The organism is Cryptosporangium aurantiacum (assembly GCF_900143005.1).
GTDB lineage: Bacteria > Actinomycetota > Actinomycetes > Mycobacteriales > Cryptosporangiaceae > Cryptosporangium > Cryptosporangium aurantiacum.
The window spans coordinates 73,568-94,813 of the sequence record NZ_FRCS01000021.1 but is presented as its reverse complement, the minus strand read 5'-3'; the positions used below and the strand labels follow the sequence as shown (position 1 = coordinate 94,813).

Sequence of the window (21,246 nt, the reverse complement as noted above, 5' to 3'; positions counted from 1 at the left end):
GACACCGGCCCGGTCCGCCTTCGTAGGAAAGCGAGCTCTGTGACGCCGTTCGCGACGACCGCTCCCGTCCGGGCGCGCCGGTCGGAGACCGTGCTGGCGGTGGTGTTGTGCGTGGCGACCGGCGGATACTCGGTGCTGCAGTCGCTGGTCGTGCCCGCGCTCGGCGTCCTGGAGGATGCGCTCGGCACCACCCCGAACGGCACCGCGTGGATCCTCACCGCCTACCTGCTCAGCGCGTCGATCCTCACGCCGGTGATCGGACGGCTGGGCGACCTCTACGGCAAGAAGCGGGCGTTGGTCGGCGCACTCGTCGCGCTCTGCCTCGGCGCTGGCGTCTCGGCGCTCGCCGACACGCTCGCGGTGATGCTGGCGGGCCGCGTCGTGCAGGGCGCGGGCGGCGCCGTCTTTCCGCTGGCGTTCGCGATGGTCCGGGACGAGTTCCGGCCGAATCGGCGCACGGCGGTCGTCGCCGCGATCTCGGCGGTGCTCAGCGCCGGCGGCGCGCTCGGCACCGTCGTCGCCGGACCGATCGTGACGCTGCTCGACTACCACTGGCTGTTCTGGCTGCCCGCGCTGGTCACGGCGGCGGCCGCCCTGGCCGCGTTGATCGCGGTGCCGGGTGAGGACGGCGTCCGCGCCGGACACCGACCTCCGGTCGGCTGGGTCAGCGCGGGGTTGCTCTCCGGATGGTTGACCCTCCTTCTGCTCGCGATCACGTACTTGCCCGGCGCGCTGCCCACGCTGCCGCTCGCGGTCGGTGCGGCGGTGGTTGCCGGGATCTGGTGGCGGGTCGAGTCGACCTCTCGTCATCCGCTGCTCGATTTGCGGACGCTCCGGCTGCCGGCAGTGCGGGTCACCAACCTGGCGACCGTGCTGCTCGGGTACGGCATGTTCAGTGCCTGGATGCTGATCCCGCTGATGCTCCAGCAGTCGCCGGACAGCGGTATCGGGCTCGGCGCGGACCTCACCGGCGTCGGCCTCTACATGCTCGTGCCGACCGCCGGGACGCTGCTGGTCACGCCGTTCGTGGGCCGCCTGGCCCGGTCTCGTGGCACCCGGTTCCCGCTGTGGCTCGGAGGCCTGCTCGCCGGCCTCGCCTACCTGGCTCTGGCCTGGTTCGGGTGGGCGGGCGGCCCCGGCGGACCGCTGGTGCTCTGCGGGATCATCCTGGTCGAGGGGGCGGGTATCGGTCTGGCGTTCGCCGCGGTGGCGGTCTCGGTGGTCGAGTCGGTGCCTGCCGACCAGGCGGGCGTCGTCTCCGGCGTCAACACGGTCATGCGGACGACCGGCGGCACGCTCGGAAGCACGGTCGCCGGCACCACGCTCGCGGCGATCACCGGCCCGGCGGGCGAGCCGGGTGCTCCGGCGTATCTCCTCGCGTTCACGCTCTGCGCTGCGGCACTCCTCGGCACCGCAGCGGTCGGCCGGCGCTTACCGGTGGCGCCCGTCAGCCAGCCGTGAGCGCCTCGCTCGCTGCGGTGATGAGTGCCGCGCGGTCCACGCCGAGATGCTCCATTACCCGCGCGGTCGTGCCGTGCTCCGGCTCGGCGACCGCGATCACCAGGTGCGCGGCGCGGATGCCGCTCGCGCCGTCGCGCTTGGACAGTTCCACGGCGCGCTGGAACGCCACCTGAAGGCTGCCCGTGCTGCGGTACGGCCCGCGGGACGGCGGTGCCGGCGTGCTCACCGAGCCCCGGCCGTCCGGTCCCGCCTCGACGCCGACCGACCGCAGCGCGTCTGCGTGCACCGCACCGATCGCGTTCCGCACGTCGTCGGCCGTGCGGTCGAACGTGCCCAGCGCGCGACGTCCGGAGTCGTCGGGCAGCGCGAGCGCGGCCAGCAGCAGGTGCTCCGCGGCCGGCGGGCCCTCGCCGGTGCGGGCCGCCTCCTGCTCCGCGGCCGTGAACAGCGTCTTCATCAGGGACATGTCCGCAAACTTCGTGCGCAGACTCATCGTTCTCCTTCTATTCGTCGAGGGGCTTGCGACGCTGCGGCGCGAGCCGCTTGTGCGCGGCCTGGGGTGTCATCCCCAGCGCCGCCCCGATGTCACTCCACGTCCATCCCTGCGCGAGGGCGTGATCGACCGCCGCGCGCTCCAGCGACGCGGCGAGCCTGCGCAAGGCCAGGACCGCCGCGAACGCTTCCGCCGGTCGATCCGCCGGCGGTACCTGCTGTCCTTCACCCACGTCATCAACCTTAGTTGATGGAGGCGCTTTCATCAACCTTGGTTGATAGCACCGGCCGAACCCTGGTGAGCAGCAGGTCGAGGAACTGGTCGGGGTGGCGGAACGACGCGAAGTGGCTGGCGTCCCGGATCAGCGCGAAGTCCTTGACCGGCGCGGTGACCGCGTCGAAGAAACTCCGCGCGGTCTCCGGCGGCGTGATCACGTCGAATTCGCCCTGGAAGACGAAGAACGGGATCGCGAACGTCGTCCCCTCGGCCCACTCGTCGATCGTCACGGACTCCAGCGCGACCTGCTCGGAGAAGTCCATGGCCTGCAGATACGTGCGCGCCTCGCGGAGCTTGTGCAGCGGGGAGAAGAGCAGCGAGCCGACGACGACGGTCTGCAGCGTCTTTCGGGTGAGCGGATCGGAGGCGACCGTGTGCTTGTTGTACTGCGTCCACTGCTCGGTGGTCCACGCCGACTCGTCCGGGCCCATCGCGGTGATCGCGGCCAGCGCCTTGCGCTTGCCCGCCGCGGTGAGCCGGTCGACCAGCGCGTCGTAGGCCGTGTGATCACGTCCGCCGGCGTTGATGTTCTGGTCCGTGCCGACGTAGGCCGAGAAGAGCTCGGGGCGCTGACGCGCCAGCCGCAGGCCGATGACCGACCCGAACGAATTCGCGACCAAGAGCACCTTTTCGACGCCGAGCGCGCCGCGGACGTGGTCGATCACCTCTAACGCGTCCCGGTACAGCTGCCGCAGGCTCATCTCGCCCTGACCGTCCGGCCCACCGCGCCCGAACGTCTTCCCGGCGCCGCGCATGTCCCAGCGCACGATCGTGAAGTGCCGCTCCCAGGCGCGTGTTCGGTGCGTGTAGATCAGGTTCGACGCACCTGGGCCGCCGTGAATCTCGACGATCACCGGGTTTCGCCGGTCGTCGCCCCGGAACGAGATCCACTGGTCGATCCCACTGATGCGGACGAACCCGGATTCGTCGATGCCGTGCGGAGAGGTGATGCGTAGACGCTTCGCAGACATTGCGTAACTCCTAAACTGTTTACGGCTTCAACAGAACGCTTTAAGGTATAAACAGTTCCGGTCCGGGAGTCAAGAGGAGGAGGTCGCATGGCGAGAGGCGCGCAGCCGCGTGACCTGCAGGCAGCCGTCGCGCTGCTGTGGGGGGAACAGGAGCAGCCCACCCGCGGCCCCAAGCCCAGCCTCGACCCCCGCCGCATCGCCGAGGCCGCTGTCGCGGTGGCCGACGCCGAGGGCTTGGACGCCGTCTCGATGAACAAGGTCGCCGCCGCGTTCGGCGTCTCGGCGATGGCCCTGTACCGCTACGTCCCGAGCAAGGCCGAGCTGGTCGAGCTGATGGTCGAGGCCGTGTGCGCGGAGCGGCCGGACCTGTCCGGCGCCGGAGACGACTGGCGAGCCCAGGTGACCGAGTGGGCCCGCCGGCACCTGGAGGTGTTCCAGCAGCACCCCTGGCTGCTCGCGGCCACCGCGATGCGCCGCCAGGCGATGGGCCCGAACCAGCTCGGCTGGATGGACACCGCGCTGGCGGCGCTACGGCCGAGCGGCCTGACCGCAGCCCACCAGCACCGCATCTTCCTGCTGGTCGTCGGCCTGGTCCGCAACCTCGTCCAGCAGTCGTCCGACTACGACGAGGAGCACGAGCGAGAGTGGAACCGCCTCAACGGTGAGCTGCTCGCGCGGCACGCCGATCGGTTCCCCGCGCTGACCGACGCCATCGCCGCCGGCGCGTTCGCCCCTCCGGCCGACGACCCGCTTGAGTTCGGCGTGGCCTGCATCCTCGACGGTGCTCAAGCGCTCATCGAGCGTCAGCAACGGTAGGGCTGTCCCTACCCTCCGGTTTCCCTGCTCGCCGTGTGTTTTCGGCGCCGCCCGCACACGACGCTGATGACATGCGAAACACGAGGTCGGACGGGCCGGTCGTACAGGTCGAGGACGTTACCAAGAGCTATTCCGGGGGTGCGGGCGTACGCGCGCTGGACCGGGTGTCCGTGGCGTTCGCACCGGGGACGTTCAACGCGGTGATGGGCCCGTCGGGCTCCGGGAAGTCGACGCTCCTGCAGTGCGCGGCCGGGCTCGACAAGCCGGACAGCGGTCGCGTCACGGTGGCCGGCGAGGACTTCACGCGGCTGTCGGAACCGCGGCTCACCCGAGCGCGGCGCCGTGCGGTCGGGTTCGTGTTCCAGTCGTACAACCTGCTGGACTCGCTGTCGGTCTGGGAGAACATCCTGCTGCCGCAGCGGCTGGCCGGTACGCGTCCCGACCGCGCCTGGGCTCGCGAGGTCGTCGGACGCGTCGGTCTGTCCGGACGCGAGCAGGACCGCCCCGCTCAGCTGTCCGGCGGCCAGCGTCAGCGGGTCGCGCTGGCCCGGGCGCTGGCTGCCCGGCCCGCGGTGATCTTCGCGGACGAGCCGACCGGCGCACTCGACCTGTCGACCGGCCGCGAGGTCCTCGCGCTGCTCCGCGAGGCCGTCGACGCGTTCGGCGCCACGATCGTCATGGTGACGCACGATCCGGCGGCCGCCGCGTGGGCGGACCGGGTGGTGTTCCTGGCCGACGGCCGCATCGTCACCGAACTGGCCGACCCGACCGCGGAGAAGGTCGCCGCGCAGATGATGGCGGTGAGCGTCCGATGATGCGGCTCGCCATCGGCATCCTCCGTCAGCACCGCGGTTCCTATGTCGGGACGTTCCTCGCCGCGGTGCTCGCCACCGCACTACTCGCCGGCGCCGGTCTGCTGCTGTCCTCGGTGCTGACCGCGAAGCCACCGGCCAACCGGTTTGCCGCCGCGCCGATCGTCGTCTCGGGCGACCGGGAGGTGAGCCTGACCACCACCACGCGGAAGGAGAAGGAGGGGAAGCCGGACAAGGTCAAGACGAAGACGAAGACCGAGCGGCTGACCGGCGCCGGGACGCTCCCGGCCGATCTGCGGCAGCGACTCGCGGCCCTGCCGGGCGTGTCGAAGACGATCGGGGACACCGCGTTCCCGATGGTTCTCTCGACCGAAGCGGGCCGACCGGTGCGCGGCGCTCAGGACGCTCCGGTGATCGGACACGGGTGGAGTTCGGCCGCGCTCACCCCGTTCACGCTGCGCGAAGGCCGAGCGCCGTCGACGGGTGACGTCGTCGTCGACGCGAACCTCGCCGCCGCAGGCGAGCTGTCGATCGGCAGCACCGTGCGCGTCACGACGAGGACCGGCGAACGCACGCTGCGCGTCGTCGGCATCGCTGCTCCGTCCGGCCGGGATTCACTGGCCGCGCAGGGCGCGGTGTTCGTCGCCGACCGCGAGGTCGCCGCGATCGCCGGCACCGATCTGCCGACGGCGATCGGGATCGTGCCCTCCCCCGGCGCCGACGTGCTCGAGGCGGTCCGCGATGCGGCAGGCGACGCACCGGTACTGACCGGCGACGACCGGGTGCGCGCCGATCTGCCCGGCGCGATGCCGGATTACATCGGTCCGATCTCGATCTTCGGCTTCACGATCGGCATCACCGCGTTCGCCGCGGTTTTCGTGCTGACCGGCACCGTGGCGCTGAGCGTGCGGCAGCGGCTGCGGGAACTCGCGTTGCTGCGCACCGTCGGCGCCACGCCGGGGCAGCTCCGCCGGTTGCTCGGCCGGGAGAGCGTCGTCCTCGGGCTGATCGCCGCGGTTCCGGCGCTGCCGCTGGGCGTCGTCGTCGCGCACGTCGTCGCCGCCCGGTTCCGGACGCTCGACGCCGTGCCCGCCCAGTTCACGGTCACCACGAACGTGGTCGTCCTGCTCGCAGCCGCCGCCGCGGGCACGCTGGTGACGTTCGTCGCCGCCCGGGTCGCGAGTCGCCGGGCCGTGCGCATCGCGCCGACCCAGGCGCTGTCGGAGACCGCGGCCACGCCGCGCGGGGGTAACGCCGTCCGCGGGGTGCTCGCGGTGATCACCGCAGCCGGCGGGGTCGCGGTCCTGACGTTCGTGCCGCTCGGTGGCCCGTTCGGCATGGGGATGAGCTTCGTGTCCTCGGCCCTGCTGCTGTGTGCGGTCGCCGCGCTCGGCCCGCTGGTGGTGCGGCCGCTCACCGCGGTGTTCGGCCGGCTGGCCACGCTCGGCGGAGTCACCGGTCGGCTGGCGGGCACCGTGACCCGGGTGGAGAGCAGGCGGGTGGCAGCGGTCGCGGTCCCGCTGGCGCTGATGTTCGCGATCAACGCGCCGATGCTGCTGAATAGCTCGTTACTCGCCCGGATCACGGCTGACGAGCAGCGCGCCCGGTTCGCGGCGGCCGACGCGCAGGTCACCGCGCCGACCGGCCTGCCGCTGGCCACCGCGGAAGCGCTGAGCCGCCTGTCCGGAGTCACCGGCACCGCGGCGACCGTGCCCACCCGCGTGATCGTCGCGAAGGGCGGCAAGCCCGAGGACTACGTCGCGCAGGGCCTCCTGACGACCGGTCGGGACAGCGTCCTCGATCTCGACGTCCGCGACGGCGCCCTGGCCGGGGACGGCACGTTCGCCGCGAGCCGCTATCTCACCGAGCTGTCCGGCTGGCACGTCGGTGAGGACGTCGAGCTCTGGCTCGCCGACGGACACCAGGTGACGCTGCGGCTGGCTGCGGTGTACGAGCGGGCCCGTGGATTCGGCGACCTGGCGCTGCCCGCGACGCTGGTGGCCGCGCACGATCCTCGGGGCCTGGTCAGCACGGTGTCGCTGCGCTACTCGGGTGAGGTCCCGGAGCAGATCCGGGCTCAGTGGCCGACGCTGCGGATCACCCCCTCGCTCGACGCCGCCCGCGCCGCCGACGCCCAGAACCAGCAGGGGGCCTGGGAGCTGATGGTCGTCATCTCGCTCGGCTTCACCGCGATCGCGGTCGTCAACACGTTCGCGATCGCCGCGACCGCACGCCGCAGGGAGTACACCGACCTGTGGCTGGCCGGCGCGACCACCGGCCAGGTGCAGGGCATGACGGCTCGGGAGGCCGCGATCACCGTTGGCATCGGGCTCTGCCTCGGTGCGGCGGTCACCACGATCGTGGTCGGCGCGTTCAGCACCGCGCAGGACGGGATCTTCCGCCTCGTCCCGGACGTCAGCATCTACCTGGGCCTGCTCGGCGGCATCGCCGCTCTCGGGCTGGCGGCCGGGACGCTGCCCACCCGCCTGGTCCTGCGCACCCGGACGCGCTGACGTGCTCACCGTCGCCCGCGCCGTGCGGTCTACCATCCTGGCGATGGTCAAAACGGTGGCGCGGGCGCTGGCATACCTGGTCAGCAGCATCGTCGCCGGAGCCGTCGGCGCCGCTTGGACGCTCGCGTCCGGCCTGCTGGTCACGCTGCTGATGGTGACCCAACTCGGTGGCCCGGCGTTTCTCGGTGCCGCGTGGGTCACCCGCCGCCTGGCCGCGCTCGAACGCCGTCGCGCCGGATGGGTCCTGGGGCAACCCATCGACCCGCCGTACACGCCGGTGAGCGGGACCCTCCGGGAACGCGTTGCCGGAACGGCGGCGCAGCCGGCCACCTGGCGGGACCTGGCTTGGCTGGTGACGCTGTTCCCGCTCGGGCTGACGTTCGGTGTCGCGGGCGTCGTGGTCGCCGCCGTCGACCTGGGGGCGATCCTCGCGCCCATCTGGGCCTGGGCGGTGCCGAACCCGCACGCCCCGTGGCCGATGAAGCCGCTGATGACCACAACGCCGGGGCGAATCGGTCTCACGTTCATCGGTCTGGCGCTGCTGCCGGTCGCGGTCTGGCTGGTCCGGACGCTCGCCCGGTGGCAGGCCACGCTGGCGCGGGTGCTGCTCGCGCCGGGGCTCCACGTCCGGCTGGTGCAGGAGACCGCACGCCTGGCGTCGACCCGGGCGCGAGTCGTGGACGCGCAGGCCGCCGAACTGCGCCGGATCGAACGAGACCTGCACGACGGCGCTCAAGCCCGCATCGTCGCGGCCGGGATGACGCTGGCACTCGCCGCCCGCCGAGCCCGCACCAGCGCAACAGCCGATCCCGACCTCGCCGACCGTATCGAGCTGGCCCGCCGCCAACTCGACGACGCACAAGCCGAACTACGCCGCTTGGTCCGGGGAATCCACCCGCCGATCCTCACCGACCGCGGCCTGCACGCCGCCCTCGCCGCGCTGGCCGCCGACAGCCCGCTCAGCGTCGAGCTGCGCGGCGACCCCGACGCCCGCTATCCGGCCGCGGTGGAGTCCGCCGCGTACTTCGTCGTCGCCGAGGGGCTGGCCAACGCGGCGAAACACGCCGACGCGGACACCTGCACCGTCGAGCTGGCCCGAGACCGGAACGTCCTCCGGATCACGATCACCGACGACGGCAACGGTGGTGCCGATCCGCAGGGCAGCGGGCTCGACGGGCTGCGCCGCCGGGTGGAGGCCCTCGACGGCGTGCTCACCGTCACCAGTCCCCCCGGCGGCCCGACCGTCCTGCACACGGAGTTGCCATGCGAATCGTGATCGCCGAAGACCTGCTCCTGCTGCGCGACGGCGTCGTGCGGTTGCTGACCGACACCGGCCACACGGTCGTCGCCGCGGTCGACAACGCACCCGCGCTGCTCGACGCCGTCACCGACCACCAGCCGGACCTCTCGATCGTCGATGTCCGCCTGCCGCCCGGCTTCCGCGACGAGGGGCTCCGGGCCGCGCTCCAGCTCCGCGCCTCCGACCCGGGCATCCGCGTGCTGATCCTGTCCCAGTACGTCGAGCGCGCGTACGCCGCGGAGCTGCTCGCCGACGGCAACGGAGGCGTCGGTTACCTGCTCAAGGACCGCGTCACGGCGCTGGACGACTTCCTCGACGCGATCGAGCGGGTCGCCGCGGGCGGCATCGTCATGGACCCCGAGGTCGTGCGGCAGCTCTTCGCCCGGAACGGCCGCCGCACCGGGCTCGAGGCGCTGACGCCACGGGAGCGCGAGGTCCTCGGCCTGATGGCGCAGGGGTTGTCGAACTCCGCGATCTGCGCGTCGCTGGTGCTGGCGCCGGTGTCGGTGGAGAAGCACATCACGAACATCTTCGCGAAGCTGGAGCTGCCGCCCGCCGACGACAGCCACCGTCGCGTCCGCGCGGTGTTGGCCTACCTCAACCAGTAGCGGCGGCCGGGCGGGGGGCGAGGCCCCGTAGCAGCGCGTCGAACGCGCCGTCCCAGTGGCGACGGGCCTCGTCGGCGCCGCCCAGCGCGCCGCGCAGTTCCAGGCTGCACAGGCCGTGGGCGAGGGCGTTGATGCGAACGGCGAGGTCGAGGGGCTCGGCCGGCTCGAAGACGCCCTCGTTCACGCAGCGGACGACGGCCGCGACCAGCGTGTCGAACGTCGGCTGGATCAGCGCGCCGGTCTCGGCGTCGGGGCGGAACTCAGGAACCGGCCGCCCGAACATCAGCTCGTAGAGGTGCGGGTTGGTCAGTGCGCTGGTGCGGTAGGCCCGCCCGAGCGCGAGCAGATCGCCGAGGGCGTCGTCGGTGCGGGGAACCGCCGCGAACGCTTCGCCGAGACGTTCGAATCCGGCCAGGAACATCTCCCGGACCAGGCCTGCCTTGTCGCCGAAGAGGCTGTACACCGCGGTCGTGGAGACGCCTGCCTGCTGGGCGACGCGGCGGGTGCTCAGCGCGGAAGGCCCTTCGGCGGCCAGGAGCCTGCCGCCCGCGTCGACGAGCTCGTGTCGCAGCTCGACGTAGTCCCGGTTTCTCGGTCTTGCCATGACGTCGAACCTAGCATAACGTCGTTACATAACAGCGTTACCAAACACGGGAGAGCCCTCATGCCCGACCTTCACGTCGTCCTCGGCGCCACCGGAGCCATCGGCGCGGCCGTCGTGGCCGAACTCGACGCCCGCGGGTATCAGGTCCGCGCGGTCAGCCGCGGAGGCACCGGGTTCCGCGCCGACATCACGACCACCGAGGGCGCGATCGCCGCCTGCGCGGACGCCGCCGTCGTCTACCAGTGCGCACAACCGCCGTACGGGCGCTGGTCCGAGGAATTCCCCGGCCTGACCCGGTCCGTCATCGCCGGTGTCGAGGCCGCCGGAGCGAAGCTGGTCATGGCCGACAACCTCTACGTCTACGGACCGGTCGACGGCCCGATGACCGAGAACCTCCCGCACACCGCCACCAACCCCAAGGGCCGCGTTCGCGCCGAGGTCGACCGCCTGATCCTCGACGCCCACCGGTCCGGCCGGATCCGGGCCACGCTGGGGCGCGCCTCCGACTACTACGGCCCCGGCGGCGTCAACACGACCCTCGGCCCGACCATCTTCGCCGCTGCGCTGGCCGGGAAGACCGCGCGGTGGGTCGGCGATCTCGACCAGCCGCACACCGTCCACTACCTGCCCGACGTCGCCGCCGGTCTGGTCACGCTCGGGGAGCGCGCGCAGGCCGACGGGCGCGCCTGGCACTTACCGGCCGCGGCGCCAGTCACCGGCCGGGAGTTCCTGGGCTTCGTCCGGGAAGCCGTCGGAGGCAACCTGAAGACCGCCGGGCTCGACCGCGGCATGCAGCGCCTGATCGGGCTGTTCAACCCGGTCGTGCGCGAGCTCGGCGAGACCTGGTACCAGCGCGATCGCCCGTTCGTCGCGGACGACTCCGCCTACCGGGATGCGTTCGGGCCCGCCCACGTCACCCCGCACGCCGAGGGCGTGGCCGCAACGCTCGACTGGTACCGGCGGAATTCCTGAGCCCGTGAGCGCCGTTGAGCACCCGGGCGGCGCTCTATTGTGGTCGCGTGGCAGCGGAGGGTTTCCGGCTCGGCGTCGACTTCGGCACCTCCAGCACGGTGGCCGCGCTCCGCAGCCCCGACGGCCGGATCCGCCCGTTGCTCTTCGACGCCTCGCCGCTGCTGTCCTCGGCCGTCTACGCCGGATCCGAGCTGCTGACGGGCGCGGACGCCGAGCGCGCCGGCTTCGTGGATCCGGGCGGGCTGGAGCCCAACCCGAAGCAGCGGATCGACGACGGCACGGTCTTGCTGGGCACGCGCGGGATACCGGTGGTCGACCTGATCGCGGCGGTGCTCGGGCGGGTCGCGGAGGAGGCGCGGCGGGTGGCGGGCGAGCCGCTGACCGACGTCGTCCTGACTCATCCGGCGTCCTGGCGCCGCGCGCGGCTGAACCTGCTGACCGAAGCCGCCGAACGCGCCGGCCTGGGACACGTTGGCTTCGTTCCGGAACCGGTCGCCGCTGCCACGTACTTCGCTGACGTCCTGGGGCAGCGGACCGCACCCGGTCGCTGCCTGGTGATCTACGACCTCGGAGCCGGGACGTTCGACGTCAGCGTCGTCCGGTCGGAGAGCTCGGCTCCGGAGGTCGTCGCAACGGCCGGGCTGCCGAACCTGGGTGGTCTGGACCTGGACGCGCTGGTCGTTGCGCACGCCAGAGCCTTGACCGGGGAGAACACCGACGAGTGGGAGCGGCTGGACCGTCCGCAGACGCGCGCCGACCAGCACGCGCGTAACACGCTGTGGCGAGGGGCGCGCGCGGCAAAGGAGCAGCTGTCCCGCCACTCCATGGCCGACGTCCACGTCCCGCTGGTCGAGTCGACGCTGCACCTGACCCGGGAGGAGTTCGAGAAGCTCGCGTTACCCCACCTGGAGCGGACGACGGCGCTGACCTCCCGGGTACTGCGGGACGCCGGGATTCCGCCGGACGACGTGAGCGGCGTGTTCCTGGTCGGCGGTTCGTCGCGGATCCCGCTCGCGAGCACGCTGCTGCACCGGACGCTGGAGATCGCACCGACGGCGCTGGACCAGCCCGAACTCGTCGTCGCGGAAGGCAGCCTGCACGCGAGCCGGCACGCGAGTGGGCACGCGAGCGGGCACGCGACCCCGCACGCGAGCGGGCACCCGAAGCCGCACGCGGCCTCGGTACGCACCGAAACCCCGGACGTTCTCGATACCGCGGAGACCCTGGAGACTCCTCCGCGATGGCGACTCCCGCGTCCGGCGTGGATCGCGGCCACCGCGGCGATACTCGTCATCGCGGTTGCCGCCGTTCTGCTCCGGGGCATGCTGCCGGGCGGCTCCGGCGGAGCGATCACCGGCGCCAAGTTCCTCGACACGCTCGACGGCAAGACCACCGGCGGCGACCAGCCGATTCGCAGCATCGCGTTCAGCCCGGACAGCACGATGCTGCTCACCGGTGGCGACACCCGGGTGCCACAGCTGTGGGACCTCGAGGCCCGCGACGTCACCGTGGAGTTCAGCACCGGCTACCAGGTGGCGGTCAGCGACGTCGCGTTCAGCCCCGATGGCAAGACCATCGCGTTCGTCGGCGGCCCGCTGAAGCTGTGGGACGTCGCGAACAACGAGCAGCGTGCCGGCGACGTCGGCTACGAACAGACCTTCGGCGTGACCGCGGTCGCGTTCAGTCCCACGGAGCCGCTGCTCGCGACCAGCGGCAACGACGGCGACGTGCTGTTCTGGAACACGACGACCGGCGCGCTGATCGGCGAGCGGCTGGAGGTGTACCAGAACGGCGACGTCACGCACGTGGCGTTCAGCCCGGACGGAAAATTGCTGGCCACCGCGGGCGGCGATGGCGCGATCCGATTCTGGGACGTCCGCACCCGCAAGCCGGTCGGTGCGGCGCTCACCGGGCATGACGGCGACGTGAACAGCCTCGCGTTCACCAGCACGGGTGGCACGCTGGTCAGCGGTGGCGAGGACGGCACCATCCGGTTCTGGAACGTCGCCGACCGGGAACCGATCGGCGAGCCGCTGACCGGCCACGACGGCCCGGTCTTCGAGGTCGCGTTTCACCGGGACGTGCGGACGGTGGCGAGCGCGGGCAAGGACGGCACCGTCCGGCTGTGGGACTTCATCGACCGCGAACAAATCGGCGAACCGCTGACCGGTCACGAGTCAGACGTCTACGACGTCGCGTTCAGCCCCGACGGCAAGTACCTCGCCAGCGCGGGTAAGGACCGCACGACTCGCCTGTGGGAGCTGCAGTCCTAGGTGGCCCCCCGTTCGGCGGTGACGCCGACTATCCTGAGCGGAGAATTAGTACATAACGGACCCATCCGGGTAGGTGCGCGATCGTCGTGGTAAGTGACCGGATCGTGGGCCGGGACCGGGAACGGCACCACCTCGCGGCACTGATCAGCGGTCTGCCGTCGGCCGGAGGGGCACTGCTCCTGAGCGGGGACCCCGGCGTGGGCAAGACCACGCTGCTCGACTTCGCCGCACGGCTCGCCGCAGGCCGGAACGACGTCCGCCGGCTGCGTGGCACCGAGTCCGCGGCACCGCTGCCGTTCGCGGCGCTCGGCGAACTGCTGTTCCCGTTCCGGCACCACCGCGCGCTGCTGCCGCGAGTGCAGCGGGCGAGCCTGGAAGCCGCGCTGGCGTGGGGTGAACCCCGCGCGGTGAGCCCGTACGCGGTCTGCATGGCCGCGCTGAACGTGCTCTCCCAGGCCGGTCAGCGCTATCCGCTGGTCCTGCTCATCGACGATCTGCAGTGGATCGACCCGGACTCCGACCAGGTACTCCGGTTCGTGGCCAGGCGACTCGCACCGGAGCGCGTCGCGCTGGTCGCCACGAGCCGGGATCCGGCGGACTCCACTACCGGAATTCCGAGCCTGGAGGTCGGCGGGCTGGCGGACAACGAATGCCGGCTGCTCCTCGACGCCCACGGGCTCTCGGTCGCGCCGGACGTGATGGCCACCGCGCTCGCGTTCGCCCAGGGCAACCCGCTGGTCCTGCTCGAATACACACATCGGCTGACGCCCGCCCAGCGCCGTGGGGAGGCACTACCGCCGACTGCGGTGAACGTCGTCGGTGGCCGGGCCGAGCAGGGCTGGGTCACCCGGCTGCGATCGCTGCCGCGCTCGACCCAGCGCGCGCTCGCCGTGCTCGCCGCCGCGCGGGAGACGACGCCGGACGTGGTGGAGCGTGCCCTGACCGCGTGCGGCCTGTCGTCCCACGACCTCGTCCCCGCCGAGGCCGGCCGTCTGGTGATCGCCGACGAGCGCGGTTACGACTTCGTCCATCCGATCCTGCGCGGGGTAACGCTGAGCGGAATGCCCGCGCCGGATCGCCGGGACATCTATCGAATGCTGGCTGCGGCGACCACCGGCGCCTGCCGCGCGTGGTACCTGGCCGGTGCGGTCGTCGGCCCGGACGAGGAGGTCGCCGACAACTTGGTCCAGGCGGCGTCCGAGGCCCGCCGGTGCGGTTCGTTCCTGGCCGCCGCGCAGGCCTGGCACCGGGCCGCCGAGCTGACACCGCAGCCGGAGAACTCCGCGGTCCGGATGCTGCACGGCGCCCGGGACGCGTTCCTCGGCGGCTCCTGCGACGACACCGCGGCGTGGTGTGCGACGGCGCTGAGCGCGACGACCGACCCACAACTCCGCGCCGACCTCGCGCTGTTGCAGGGCCGCGCCCTCACCTGGATGGGCCGGCTCGCCCAGGCACACCGGGTGATGAGCACAGCAGCCGAGGCGGTCGCGCCGACCGACACCGCTCGCGCGTGCCTGCTCGCCGGTGAATCCGCCGTCCCCGCGGGCATGCACGGAGACGTGGCAGGCAGCATCCGGGCCGCATTTCGTTGCGTCGAGTTCGCCGGGCCGGAACGGCGTCGGAACGGCATGGGCTCGCTGTTCCTCGGCCTGGCGCTCTCGGTGAGCAGCCGGATCGCGGAGGCCCAGGCCGAGCTGGATGACGCGCTGACGGCGCTGGCCACCGCGGATCCGGTCGACGCCGCCGACGTCGTCGGCCTGCTGGCCCAGGGCTGCGTGTTCCTGGAACGGTACGAGGACGCCCAGCGCCTGTTCCACCGGGTGCTGGAAGGCGCCGGCCGGGTGGACAACCCGATCGCGCACGCGTTCGCGTTCGGAGCGCGCAGCGCCCTGGGCTGGTGGCTGGGGCAGTGGCCGAGCGCGTACGCCGACGGCCTCGCCGCCGCATCGCAGGGTCGTGCACTGCGCCAGACCGGCGTCGCCGGAATGGCACTGTTCACGCTGGCCAGGCTGGACGCCGCTCGGGGTGATCACGCCGCGTGTGCCAGGCACGTTCGGGAAGCGACCGAGTCCCTGGACTTCTCCGAGTTCCGGACGATGCCGCTGAGCCGCGACGTCGTACTCGGCCTGGACTGCCTGACCCGCGGTGATTCGGCCGACGCCGCCGTCCACCTCGACCGGGCACGGGAGATGTCCGTTCGGTACGGCTGCACAAATCCGACCCTCCAACCGTTCGCGGCCGACCTGGTCGAAGCGCACGTCCGGTCGGGGAATCCGCAGGCTGCGAGGGATGCGCTCGGCTGGCTCGACGAGTCGGCCGAGCAGACCGGCCTCGTGTGGCCTGCCGCCGTCGCCGCCCGCTGCCACGGGCTGCTGGCCGAGGATCCCGACGCCGCGGACGCGGAGTACGAACGGGCGTTGGAGCTGCACGAGAAGCGTCCGGCGCCCTACGAGCGGGCCCGCACGTTGCTCTGCCGGGGTGAGGCGCTGCGCCGCAGCCGCCGCAACGCCCGATCCCGGGAGCCGCTGCTGGCCGCGCACCGCACGTTCGCGACGCTCGGCGCCCGGCCGTGGGTCGCGCGGTGCGAGGCCGAGCTGGCCGCGGGCGGGCACCAGCCACCGGGGCAGCGTCCGCCGGACGGACTCGACCGGCTCACCCCGCAGGAGCTCCAGGTGGCCCGGATGGTGGCCGACGGCCTGAGCAACGCGGAGATCGGCGCCGCGCTGTTCGTCTCGGCGAAGACCGTCGAGGCGCACCTGACGCGCAGCTACCGAAAGCTCGAGATCAGGTCGCGCACCGCGCTGACCCGTCTCGTCACCGCGGGCGGCCTAGCTGACTCACCACCCCGCTGACGCAGAGCAGCGCGACCGCACCGCCGCCCGCGATGACCAGGTGCACGGGGAAGAACTCGGCCGCCAACCCGGCGAGCGCCATGCCCAGGCCCTGCGTCGTCATCATGCCTGCGGTCAGCAGGGTCATCGCCCGGCCGCGGAGCTCCTCGGGTACGGCGGCGAGAAACCAGTCGTCCAGGCCGAACCTGTAGACGATGCCGCACCCGATACCGATCTGGCAGAGCAGCGCCCAGCCCACGCTCGGCTGCGCCAGGTACCCGAGCCCCGGCAGCGTCGCCAGCACCACCACCGGCCGCGACAGCCGGACCCTGGACCGATGGCTGAGCAGGTTCCCGGCGAGCAACGAGCCGCCGATCGCGCCGATCGGCATCCCGCACATCAGGATCCCCAACGCCGCCGGCCCTTCCCCCACCGCCGCGACGTAGGGCGTCAGCAGCACCTCGGACACCACGACGAACAGCGGCGGCACCCAGGCGTACAGGAGCAGCGCGCGGATCCGCCGGTCGGCGAACAGCTGCCGGATGCCGGTGAGCGACGCGATCGCCACCGTGCTGTCGCGGGCCGGGCGGGCGCGGGTGCCGAGCCCGAGCAGTACGGCGGACGCCAGGAACGTGCCGACGGTCAGCCCCAGCACGGCGCGGGGCTCGACGACCGTGAGCAGCAACCCGCCGGCGCCGAAGCCACCCAGCTGCGCGCCCTGCGACGTCACGCGAAGGGCGGAGTTCCCGAGAACAAAACGTTCCGGCCCGTCCAGCACGTCGCTCAGCGTCGCGGCCCGCGTCCCCACGAAGACCGGCGCGATCACGGCCAGCAGACAGCGCAGCACGAGCAGCCCGGCGACCGGAACGCCGGGCAGCGCCAGCCCGACGGCGCAGCAGGCGCAGACCAGATCACAGACGACGAGCACACGCCGGGCGGGAAACCGGTCGGCGACCGCCGACAGCACGGTGCCGCCGGCCACGTACGGCAGCAGCCCGAGCGCGAACGTCAGCGCGCTGAGCAGCGGCGATCCGGTGAGCCGGTACACCAGCACCGACAGCGCGAGCTCGCAAACCACGGTGCCGAGCATCGAGAGGGCGTGCGCGAGGAGAACCGCTCGGAACTCACCGACCGCGAGCACGGCCCGATATCCGAGGACCATGGCCGCAGCGTGCTGGCGTCGATGGGCGCCACCTAGTCTTTCGTCGGGAGGCGAATCACCGATGCCGCTACGCCTACGCTTCGCCGACGAAGATCTCTTACGGTGCCGTTTCGCAGTGTCGCCGCTGTGCGAGACGCACGAGGCGGTGCGGACGCTGCTCCGACCGTCGCGGCACGGCTACCACCACAGCTGGCTCCGCCGGTCCCGGCGGGTGCTGTCCGGCTTGGACCTGGCACCGCTCACACTGCTGATGCCGGCACGCGGCTACACGCCGGACTTCCTCGGTCCGCCGCCGGCTGCGCCTCTCGGCCGGGTGGCCGACTTCAGTGCTGAGATCGACGCTCTGCGCGGCACCGATCCGGACCTGGCCTTCCAGGAAATGACCAGGTCGTTCGCCAGTTGCGGCGCGGACCCGGAGACCCCGGCGCGGCGTGCGTTGCTCGCCGACCCGGCAGCCGCCGTCCACGCGCTGGCCGACGCCACCGAGCGCGCCTGGCACACGCTGGTGGCCGCGGACTGGTCTCGCCTGCGCGGCGTGCTGGAGGCCGACATCGCCGACCGGTCGCGCCGGCTCGCCGAGGGCGGCTTGCGGGCGCTCTTCGACGACCTCCATCCCGACGTCAGCTGGGCCGACGGGACGCTCTCGCTGCGCAGCGGCAGCACGGTGCTCGACCAGGAGCTCGCCGGGCAGGGCCTGCTGCTGATGCCGAGCGTCTTCGCCTGGCCGGACACGATCAGCGGATTCGCACCACCGTGGCAGCCGACCGTGATCTATCCCGCCCGTGGCATGGCGCGCACCTGGCAGACGCCACCCCGGCCACCGTCGGACGCGCTCGCTCGTCTGCTCGGCACCAACCGGGCCGCGCTGCTGTCCGGGCTGGAGGAGCCGACGTCCACGACGACGCTCGCCAGGCTGCACGGGCTGGCTCCGTCCACGGTGTCCGCGCACCTGGCCGTATTGCGCGACGCCGGCCTCGTCAGCGCGCGGCGGCAGGGTCACGAGGTGCTGTACCGACGGACCCAGCTGGGAGCTGACGTCACCTCGTCGGCTCGCATTTCGTCATATCAGTGACCCCACCCCCGCATCTGGTTCTGCAGCGCCTCGACGTCCAGCAGCGACCACACCTGGCTGATGCGGTCGTCCCGGAACCGGTAGAACACGTGCTCGGTGAACACGACCCGGGCCCCGGTCGGCGCCAGGCCCCGGAACGGTTCCCGCGGAGTGCAGTCGAAGCGCAACCGGCAGGCGACGACGTCGCCCTCCACGATCAGGTGCATCACCTCGAAGTACAGGTCGGGGATCCGGCGGACGTCGTCCTCGAGCAACGCGCGGTACTGCCCGGAGGTCATCGACACGTCGTTGTAGGTGAGGTCCTCGCAGACGAACGTCAGCAGGTCGTCGAAACGACGGTGGTTCAACGTCGCGATGTAGTTCGTGTAGTGGCTCCGCAGGTCGAGCGTCGACATCTCGCGACCCCATTCCGGCTTTCCACGGACAGCGCTGAGATACCCGGCTCAGGCGCGGAGGAACGTCAGCACCGCCCGCACGCGCCGGTGCTCGCGCTCGTCGGGGGCCAGGTCGAGCTTGGTGAAGATCGACCGGATGTGCGCCTCCACGGTCTTGATCGCCAGGTGCAGCTCGTCGGCGACCGCTGCGTTCGACAGGCCCTGCGCCATCAGTGCGAGGACCGCGCGTTCGCGTCCGGTCAGCGAGTCGAGCGGGTCCCGCTCGCGACGTCGTGCGACCAGGCGGGTCACCAGCTCCGGGTCGATGACGGTCTGCCCGCCGGCGACCCGCCGCAGGTCGGCGCCGAACGCGGCGAGGTCCGAGACCCGATCCTTGAGCAGGTAGCCGACGCCACCGTCGAACTCGGTGATCAGCCGGAGGGCGTGGTGCACCTCGACGTACTGCGAGAGCAGCATCAGTCCTACGGCGGGCGTGCTCGCCCGGATCGCCGCCGCCGTCTCGATGCCCTCGGCCGAGAAGCCCGGCGGCATGCGCAGGTCGATCACCGCCACGTCGGGCGGGTCGCGGCGGACCAGGTCGAGCAGCCGAGGCCCATCGCCGGCCTGACCGGTCACGACGAAGTCGATCTCGGTGAGGATCCTGGCCAGGCCTTCCCGCAGCAGCACTGCGTCGTCGGCGAGCATCACCCGCACGGGATCACCGTCCGCACTTGCGTGCCGGTCGGCTCGCTGTTGATGACCAGGCGAGCGTCGAGGAGCGCCAGCCGGTCGGTGAGGCCCTCCAGCCCGCTGCCGGGTCGCACGACCGCACCGCCGATCCCGTCATCGGCCACCTCCAGGACGAGCCCGTCGTCGGTCAGCTCGGCGCGCACGGTGACCAGGCCGGCTCCGGCGTGCTTCGCGACGTTGGTCAGGCACTCGCTCAGCACGAAGAACGCCGTGGCCTCGACTTCGGGCGCCAGGCGCCGGCCGACGTCCACGGTCAGGCGGACCGGCACCGCTGATCGGTCGGCCAGAAACTCCACGGCGGCCACCAGACCGTCCTGGGTCAGCACTGCCGGGTGAAGCCCGCGTGCGGTCTCCCGCAGCTCAGCGGTGGCCTCCAACAACTGGACGCGTGCGGCCTCGGCCTTGGCGCTGAGCTCCGCACTGCCCTGCGCCGTCGCCAGCCGGACGAGGCTGCCGAGCTCGAACGCCACGGTCACCAGGCGCTGCTGGACGCCATCGTGCAGATCGCGCTCGACGCGCCGCCGCGCTGCGTCGCCGGCAGCCACCAGACGCTGTGCGGTCGCGCGCAGCTCCAGGATCAGCCCGGCCTGCGCGGCGAGGTCACCGACCAGCCGCCGCTCAGCGGTCGAGAGCACTTCCCCGGGCGGCTTGGTGACGGTGAGGGCGCCCCGGAACCGTCCGTCGTGGACCACCGGGGTGGCCTGCAGCTCGGTCAACGCCCGCGGCGCAGCCGGGAGCGTTGAAGCCGGCCACGCGGACACCGCGCGCAACTCGTCGGGCGGACCGGTCCACAGCACCACCTGACGGGCCCTGGCTCCGTCCGCGATCGTCGCGCAGACGCCGTCGAGCAGGCCACCCGCCGGGGCTGCGAGGTGAGCCGACAACCGGGACAGAGCCTCGTACGGGGTGGCGCGACGCCCGTAGACGAGCCGGTCCGCGGCGCGCTGCACCCGTTGTCGCAGCGGCTCGAACGCCACCGCGACCACCGCGGTGGCGACCAGCGAGAGCATCGTGCCCTGGCCATCGAGCAACTGTCCGACGCCCGCGACGACCACGATGTAGCCGAGCGTCACGGCGACGGCCATCGTGCCGAACACCAGCGTCCGGTTGATGACCGGGTCGATGCCGTAGAGGTGGTACTTCAGGATCGCGGCACCTGCGGCGACCGGGATCGCCGGAACAGCCAGCACGCCGGGTAACGGCGACCGCAGGAGGACCAATCCCCCGACCATGATCAGCGCGGTGGCCGCGCCGGTGAAGACCACCCAGCGCACCTGGCGAGCCTCGTCGCTCGGCGCGCGCGCCAGGCGGACCACCAGGCACACGACGCCGGCCAGCTGGAAGAGCAAGTACGCCACGGCGCGGGCCACGTCGTAGAAGGCAGTGGCGCCCGCACTTCCCGGAAGGCTCAGCGGATGCGGCGCGACGAGCTCGGTGCGCGCGTACTCGACCGGCCACAGCGCGGACACCACGGCGAGCACGAGCCCGGCGACCGCGAGTACGACGACCACCGGCCGCCAACCCGGCGACGGCAGCCGTCCGGTGGGGAAACACATCAGCGTGACGCCGACCAGGACCAGCACCAGCGGCAGCGGCCACACGCCGAACCAACCGATCCAGGACGCACCGGGCAGCGGGCCGGGGTGCAGGCCGTACTGGCGTCCGGCGAACATCAGCGCGTGCGTGACCCCGACAGCGACGAACAGCCACCCCTCCCGGTTGCCCGGTCGCTGCCTGGTCACGTACAGACCGACCGTGGTGAACGCGACCGCGATCAGACCGTTGTGCAGATTCCCGAGGTGCACGCCCAGCGCAAACCCACCGACGACCAGCCCGGACGTGACGGCACCGATCGCCGGGCCGAGTAGTGCGGTCCGGGCCATGTCGGCATCGTGGCAGAGCCGTACGGCAAGCGGATCAGTGCTGACCCTGCACAAGTCCAGGGGCTGCGCTGATGC

General features: G+C 72.2%; 18 protein-coding genes. 10 read left to right on the top strand and 8 right to left on the bottom strand.

Going from position 1 to position 21,246, the window contains the following annotated elements:
• Positions 1-39 precede the first annotated feature (39 nt).
• Positions 40-1,461 (top strand): MFS transporter, encoded by a 1,422-nt coding sequence (locus BUB75_RS38995; protein WP_073264898.1) that lies wholly within the window; start codon positions 40-42, stop codon positions 1,459-1,461.
• On the opposite strand, the gene BUB75_RS38990 is transcribed toward BUB75_RS38995, so the two are convergent.
• From BUB75_RS38990 to BUB75_RS38980, 3 genes are read right to left on the bottom strand one after another with little or no spacing between them, the layout of a single operon-like run.
• Positions 1,448-1,954, bottom strand: a complete 507-nt coding sequence (locus BUB75_RS38990) for a Clp protease N-terminal domain-containing protein (protein ID WP_073264897.1) — start codon at positions 1,952-1,954, stop codon at positions 1,448-1,450. The genes BUB75_RS38995 and BUB75_RS38990 overlap by 14 nt on opposite strands.
• Before the next feature lie 10 nt (positions 1,955-1,964).
• Entirely contained in the window at positions 1,965-2,186 is a 222-nt protein-coding gene (locus BUB75_RS38985; protein ID WP_073264896.1) for a hypothetical protein, read from the bottom strand.
• Between the two features lie 10 nt (positions 2,187-2,196).
• Positions 2,197-3,201 (bottom strand): alpha/beta fold hydrolase, encoded by a 1,005-nt coding sequence (locus BUB75_RS38980; protein WP_073264895.1) that lies wholly within the window; start codon positions 3,199-3,201, stop codon positions 2,197-2,199.
• Between the two features lie 87 nt (positions 3,202-3,288).
• On the opposite strand from BUB75_RS38980, the gene BUB75_RS38975 reads away from it, so the two are divergent.
• The 5 genes from BUB75_RS38975 to BUB75_RS38955 all read left to right on the top strand — a co-directional run bounded on the left by BUB75_RS38975 (position 3,289) and on the right by BUB75_RS38955 (position 9,250).
• Complete coding sequence (locus BUB75_RS38975) at positions 3,289-4,017, top strand: TetR/AcrR family transcriptional regulator (protein WP_073264894.1); 729 nt, start codon at positions 3,289-3,291, stop codon at positions 4,015-4,017.
• A gap of 71 nt (positions 4,018-4,088) precedes the next feature.
• Positions 4,089-4,832 (top strand): ABC transporter ATP-binding protein, encoded by a 744-nt coding sequence (locus BUB75_RS38970; protein WP_073264893.1) that lies wholly within the window; start codon positions 4,089-4,091, stop codon positions 4,830-4,832.
• Positions 4,832-7,342 carry an ABC transporter permease gene (locus BUB75_RS38965; protein WP_218618042.1) on the top strand — a complete coding sequence of 837 codons (2,511 nt, stop codon included), beginning with the start codon at positions 4,832-4,834 and terminating at the stop codon, positions 7,340-7,342. Before BUB75_RS38970 ends, BUB75_RS38965 begins: the two co-directional genes overlap by 1 nt.
• A 43-nt stretch (positions 7,343-7,385) precedes the next feature.
• The gene (locus tag BUB75_RS38960; protein ID WP_073264949.1) at positions 7,386-8,618 is read left to right on the top strand and encodes a sensor histidine kinase; all 1,233 of its coding nucleotides are present in this window, start codon (positions 7,386-7,388) and stop codon (positions 8,616-8,618) included.
• Positions 8,606-9,250: a response regulator transcription factor gene (locus tag BUB75_RS38955; RefSeq protein ID WP_073264891.1), complete on the top strand. Its 645-nt coding sequence runs from the start codon at positions 8,606-8,608 to the stop codon at positions 9,248-9,250. Before BUB75_RS38960 ends, BUB75_RS38955 begins: the two co-directional genes overlap by 13 nt.
• Here the strand turns inward: BUB75_RS38955 and BUB75_RS38950 are convergent.
• Entirely contained in the window at positions 9,240-9,854 is a 615-nt protein-coding gene (locus tag BUB75_RS38950; RefSeq protein ID WP_073264890.1) for a TetR/AcrR family transcriptional regulator, read from the bottom strand. The genes BUB75_RS38955 and BUB75_RS38950 overlap by 11 nt on opposite strands.
• 60 nt (positions 9,855-9,914) lie before the next feature.
• Here BUB75_RS38950 and BUB75_RS38945 point away from each other — a divergent pair, with 60 nt between their 5' ends.
• The 3 genes from BUB75_RS38945 (at position 9,915) to BUB75_RS38935 (ending at position 15,951) form a co-directional block, all read left to right on the top strand.
• A complete protein-coding gene (locus BUB75_RS38945; protein WP_073264888.1) occupies positions 9,915-10,826 on the top strand; it encodes an NAD-dependent epimerase/dehydratase family protein in 912 nt (303 codons plus the stop codon).
• Between the two features lie 47 nt (positions 10,827-10,873).
• Positions 10,874-13,099: an Hsp70 family protein gene (locus BUB75_RS38940; protein WP_073264886.1), complete on the top strand. Its 2,226-nt coding sequence runs from the start codon at positions 10,874-10,876 to the stop codon at positions 13,097-13,099.
• Between the two features lie 86 nt (positions 13,100-13,185).
• Positions 13,186-15,951, top strand: a complete 2,766-nt coding sequence (locus BUB75_RS38935; protein ID WP_084742242.1) for a helix-turn-helix transcriptional regulator — start codon at positions 13,186-13,188, stop codon at positions 15,949-15,951.
• Here the strand turns inward: BUB75_RS38935 and BUB75_RS38930 are convergent.
• A complete protein-coding gene (locus tag BUB75_RS38930; protein WP_073264884.1) occupies positions 15,914-17,092 on the bottom strand; it encodes an MFS transporter in 1,179 nt (392 codons plus the stop codon). The two genes, BUB75_RS38935 and BUB75_RS38930, sit on opposite strands and share 38 nt — an antisense overlap.
• A 61-nt stretch (positions 17,093-17,153) precedes the next feature.
• On the opposite strand from BUB75_RS38930, the gene BUB75_RS38925 reads away from it, so the two are divergent.
• Positions 17,154-18,164, top strand: a complete 1,011-nt coding sequence (locus tag BUB75_RS38925) for an ArsR/SmtB family transcription factor (protein ID WP_073264882.1) — start codon at positions 17,154-17,156, stop codon at positions 18,162-18,164.
• Here BUB75_RS38925 and BUB75_RS38920 read toward each other — a convergent pair.
• Genes BUB75_RS38920 through BUB75_RS38910 form a run of 3 tightly spaced genes read right to left on the bottom strand, consistent with a single transcriptional unit; the run spans position 18,158 to position 21,171 of the window.
• Complete coding sequence (locus tag BUB75_RS38920; protein ID WP_073264880.1) at positions 18,158-18,559, bottom strand: ester cyclase; 402 nt, start codon at positions 18,557-18,559, stop codon at positions 18,158-18,160. The genes BUB75_RS38925 and BUB75_RS38920 overlap by 7 nt on opposite strands.
• A 48-nt stretch (positions 18,560-18,607) precedes the next feature.
• Positions 18,608-19,243, bottom strand: a complete 636-nt coding sequence (locus BUB75_RS38915; protein ID WP_245806376.1) for a LuxR C-terminal-related transcriptional regulator — start codon at positions 19,241-19,243, stop codon at positions 18,608-18,610.
• Positions 19,243-21,171, bottom strand: coding sequence for a sensor histidine kinase (locus BUB75_RS38910; RefSeq protein WP_073264876.1), 1,929 nt, complete (start codon positions 21,169-21,171; stop codon positions 19,243-19,245). Before BUB75_RS38910 ends, BUB75_RS38915 begins: the two co-directional genes overlap by 1 nt.
• Positions 21,172-21,246: the final 75 nt, after the last annotated feature.

Coding starts and splice junctions, on each gene's coding strand:
- BUB75_RS38990 (WP_073264897.1), bottom strand. CDS start 1,954: ATGAGTCTGCGCACGAAGTTTGCGGACATGTCCCTGATGAAGACGCTG.
- BUB75_RS38980 (WP_073264895.1), bottom strand. CDS start 3,201: ATGTCTGCGAAGCGTCTACGCATCACCTCTCCGCACGGCATCGACGAA.
- BUB75_RS38975 (WP_073264894.1), top strand. CDS start 3,289: ATGGCGAGAGGCGCGCAGCCGCGTGACCTGCAGGCAGCCGTCGCGCTG.
- BUB75_RS38970 (WP_073264893.1), top strand. CDS start 4,089: ATGCGAAACACGAGGTCGGACGGGCCGGTCGTACAGGTCGAGGACGTT.
- BUB75_RS38965 (WP_218618042.1), top strand. CDS start 4,832: ATGCGGCTCGCCATCGGCATCCTCCGTCAGCACCGCGGTTCCTATGTC.
- BUB75_RS38960 (WP_073264949.1), top strand. CDS start 7,386: ATGGTCAAAACGGTGGCGCGGGCGCTGGCATACCTGGTCAGCAGCATC.
- BUB75_RS38955 (WP_073264891.1), top strand. CDS start 8,606: ATGCGAATCGTGATCGCCGAAGACCTGCTCCTGCTGCGCGACGGCGTC.
- BUB75_RS38950 (WP_073264890.1), bottom strand. CDS start 9,854: ATGGCAAGACCGAGAAACCGGGACTACGTCGAGCTGCGACACGAGCTC.
- BUB75_RS38945 (WP_073264888.1), top strand. CDS start 9,915: ATGCCCGACCTTCACGTCGTCCTCGGCGCCACCGGAGCCATCGGCGCG.
- BUB75_RS38930 (WP_073264884.1), bottom strand. CDS start 17,092: ATGGTCCTCGGATATCGGGCCGTGCTCGCGGTCGGTGAGTTCCGAGCG.
- BUB75_RS38925 (WP_073264882.1), top strand. CDS start 17,154: ATGCCGCTACGCCTACGCTTCGCCGACGAAGATCTCTTACGGTGCCGT.
- BUB75_RS38920 (WP_073264880.1), bottom strand. CDS start 18,559: ATGTCGACGCTCGACCTGCGGAGCCACTACACGAACTACATCGCGACG.
- BUB75_RS38915 (WP_245806376.1), bottom strand. CDS start 19,243: ATGCTCGCCGACGACGCAGTGCTGCTGCGGGAAGGCCTGGCCAGGATC.
- BUB75_RS38910 (WP_073264876.1), bottom strand. CDS start 21,171: ATGGCCCGGACCGCACTACTCGGCCCGGCGATCGGTGCCGTCACGTCC.